Origin of the sequence: Acetonema longum DSM 6540 (assembly GCF_000219125.1) — a bacterium.
Lineage (GTDB): Bacteria > Bacillota > Negativicutes > Sporomusales > Acetonemataceae > Acetonema > Acetonema longum.
In genome coordinates this window covers 1-3,319 of sequence record NZ_AFGF01000036.1, presented here as the reverse complement: position 1 = coordinate 3,319, position 3,319 = coordinate 1, and the positions used below count along the sequence as shown (strand labels likewise).

6 protein-coding genes are annotated in these 3,319 nt (G+C 54.1%); all 6 read right to left on the bottom strand.

Going from position 1 to position 3,319, the window contains the following annotated elements; genetic code table 11:
• The coding region (locus ALO_RS04450; RefSeq protein ID WP_004093271.1) for a hypothetical protein at positions 1-337 on the bottom strand (337 nt) is incomplete at its 3' end.
• Positions 334-732, bottom strand: a complete 399-nt coding sequence (locus ALO_RS04445; protein WP_004093270.1) for a C40 family peptidase — start codon at positions 730-732, stop codon at positions 334-336. The genes ALO_RS04445 and ALO_RS04450, both read right to left, overlap by 4 nt.
• The gene (locus ALO_RS04440) at positions 732-1,349 is read right to left on the bottom strand and encodes a phage minor tail protein L (RefSeq protein ID WP_004093267.1); all 618 of its coding nucleotides are present in this window, start codon (positions 1,347-1,349) and stop codon (positions 732-734) included. Before ALO_RS04440 ends, ALO_RS04445 begins: the two co-directional genes overlap by 1 nt.
• 1 nt (position 1,350) lies before the next feature.
• On the bottom strand, positions 1,351-1,713 hold the full coding sequence (locus ALO_RS04435) for a hypothetical protein (protein ID WP_004093265.1): 363 nt from the start codon (positions 1,711-1,713) through the stop codon (positions 1,351-1,353).
• A gap of 98 nt (positions 1,714-1,811) precedes the next feature.
• Positions 1,812-2,759 (bottom strand): phage tail tube protein, encoded by a 948-nt coding sequence (locus tag ALO_RS04430; protein ID WP_004093263.1) that lies wholly within the window; start codon positions 2,757-2,759, stop codon positions 1,812-1,814.
• Positions 2,648-3,319 (bottom strand): hypothetical protein (locus ALO_RS22335; protein ID WP_169313123.1); only part of this gene is annotated, 672 nt, incomplete at its 5' end. The genes ALO_RS04430 and ALO_RS22335, both read right to left, overlap by 112 nt.

The window sequence follows — 3,319 nt, the reverse complement described above, 5'->3', positions numbered from 1 at the left end:
GCTCCGTCGCCCTTTGAATAACCCTGTTCTGCTCCAGAAACTGATGATAATCATCCGGATGCGGTCTGCCGGCAGGATCGACTCGCCACAATACCCCGTTTTGATTATACTGCAGTGTATAACCCCATACCAGAATATCCTGATGACTCAGTGCCGCGTCAACAAACGCCGGGTTAGTGGGCCCCAGGGAATAGTGGAAGTTTTGTCTCCATTGATCGAATAGACCGGGAACCATCAGCATGTCCGTCTGATCCACCCTGAAAGCATGCTGGCTGAAATCAGCATAGCTTTGGAGGGTGTTTACAATAGAGTCATCCAGATCGTTTTGCGGACTCATTGTCTCGTCACCCCCGGCACATAAAACCCTTCAATCCGTTTGGCCCAGGCAGGATGATCCATGCGGTCAATATTGACGCCGACTTCTTTGCGGGTGTGGATAAACCGGCCCTGTCCGATGTAAACTCCGGTATGGTCGCAGTATACGGCAAACCGGATGACAACCAGGGCCGGTACGGGAATTTCCCCTTCACACTTCTGCCAATACGGTTTTTGTGCGTCGATTTGATTACTGATCCGGCTGGCGTCTTCGCAGGATATTTTGTAGTCAGGCAACTCAATCCCATACCGCCGGAAGACTTCGCTGGACAGTCCCCAGCAGTCAAAGCCTACTGCCGGGTCGCGCCCGCCGTCGATAAACGGCAGGCCGATCAGGTCGTCGAGTTTGATCTTCATCAGGCATACAGTCCTCCTTCCGGGATGCTGGGTTCGCCTCCGTACCGGACTGAGTTGCCCCGGTCACGACAGGATTGCAGTGTGCCGTCACAGGGAGGCATCGAGCCGCTATAGCCGCACTCGATGCCTTTATAGTTGTCGCGCCAGGCGCAGAAGTTCTTCAGCACCCGCCGGAAGGGAAATCTGAGCTGTGACGACAGGTCGCAGCCCAGGTTAAAGGTCACCCATTGGCTGTCGCAGACGGTGGACTCTACGGTAAAGATTTCTTCTACCTCGGGCAAAACATTGTCCAGATGCTCGGAATGAACCACCCGGAGGATGACGGTGGTACCGGTGAGGCCGTTATTTTCTTCTACGTAGGCCTGGACAATTTGCGTCACATTGGAAATCTGCAACGGTACTGTCGTGTTTTTTGCCTGAGGGTCTTCTTTGATTTCGTCGATGACAAAATTAAAGGCGTTCCAGATGTGGCCATTCCAGACGATGTCCTCATTATTGCGCACCATTCGTAAGGGTTCCTCGGAATCCGGGATGGCGACTTCCACCAGCAGCAGCCATACGCCATCGCTGGAGATCCGGCTTTTTTCAATCATGCCGGCAACGGATAAGTTCAGCATGTCACACCTCCTGGATGGTCAGTTTGCCGGCATAGTATCCCGGCGCTGCCAGGTCAAAGCTGATGTCCTCGCCGACAAAGCGGACGGAAAACAGTCGGCCGGAATAAGAGTCGTTGGCTACTGTCGGATACTGCCAGTCAAAGGCCAGGCTGCCGCCGCGGGTGGTATGACGGTAAAAGTCCCGCAATGTTTCGTAGTCAGCAGCCGGCAGGGCATTCCACTGCAGGGTGAACGTTTGCAGCGTTCTGGTAAATTTGGCGCGGGAGAGGACCAGTCCGTTTTCCATTTCGGACTGGAGGGATGGGTCTTTGATTTTGGCGGTGAGGGGATATACCGGTTCCTGGATAGGGGGGAATTGAGCCATGATGTTCTGCCTCCTTTTATCGTTCTGTTGTTGTTCGTTGCAAAATCATCAGGCGGCCAGTCTGACCTGGCCGCCTGATGGGTCCGCCGAAATGCCAACTACTCCATTGCGTAGCTGGCTACGTCATTGACCAGTGTCGCCTGAATCGAAGTTTCAGCTGCGTTGTTTTCATAATAGCCTTTAAACGGCAGACTGATCAAAATGCCTTTGGCGCTTTCAATGCCGGGTGAGGTGCGTTCATAGACGATTTCCGGCAGCAGGAGTTCGAACGAGTAGTCGCCGTTGGTCAGGGTGATTTTGAGGCTGCTCTCTGTACCGTTAATAGCTTTGTTCAGTAAAGTCTGATCTTCAAAGAGTACCTCCACTGTGCCGCTGACCTGCAGCGGTCCTTCGCTGATGGCGGTGCGGCAGCCTTGGCCGCTGATGGAATAGATATCGCCGTCCAGGCCGAAGCCTAAGTTCAAATCCACGCCGGTGCAGTTAGCCAGCACCTGGCCGTTCTCTTCGACGGTGGCCTGGAAGTGGTTGAAGCGGACTAAGGGAAGATCTAGCGGGGTTGCGGCAAAGGAAGCAGTGCCGAGGGTTTCTTTTGCTCCCAGGATGTCAAGGGAGGCAGTCAGTTCGCTGTCGCCGCCTAAGGACAGGCTGAATTGGTTGACTTTGCAGCCGTTGTAGAGGGTAAAGGCGTTGATGTCGGTGAAGCCTTTCTCCAATACGAGAGAGGGCATGGAATCACCGGGTTTAAAGACATGGGTGTAGGTGTCGCTGCCGGTAGTGGCGGGGTCGCCCAACATGGCTTTGAGCCAGTAGCCGATGAATTTGGCGTCCATGGGCACCACCAGGTTGCCGTTGACGTCGACCTTGCCGCGTACCGGCACGGCGGCATCCCGGCGGCCGGTGATGGTCTGGGCTTCGGTGAGGGTTTGTTTGGCGGTCAGGGTGTTTTTGTTAAAGGGCAGTTTAACGGTACTGGCCGGGGAAGGGGTTTGTCCATAGGCGGTTTCGTACGCCAGGATGAGTTGGCCTTTAGAGCCTTTTGCTTGCATGTAGTTTTCCTCCTGTTTTCGGTTGATGTCCATAGAAAAATGCGGCTCTTAGCCGCATTACATGGATGCGATTGATTTATCGGATGACTAATACTAATACTCAATGGAGCCGCTGATCGACGGGTTAAACCGGATCTTGCACCACTGGTAGCCGGGAAACTGGGGAAAGGCAGCTTCTTTTTCGATTTCGTATTGACTCTGCCTACGGGGTAATTGCGGCTGACCTGGTCCAGCACACTGTAAATCAGCTGTCCAAAGTCGTCGGAATCGTACAGTCCGGTGTATTCTGTGATGCCTGGGGTGCTGGTGTCGATGGTTGCGTTGACGATGGACCAGCGGATCATGACGTAGTAGATGAATTCATCCTCATTGGGGCCTTCGATCTTGTAGCCGGGGCTGAGAATGATGCAGGGGCAGCTGCTTTCTTCCGGCAGGGCGGCATAGTGGGAATGGATGATGAGGGTAGGGGCTTTGCCGAAGCGGGATTGGCAGAAGGCTTTTAGTTCGCCGCTGGCTGCCAGCGTATCCCTCCAGCGCTGGAGTATGGTTTTGAACGATAG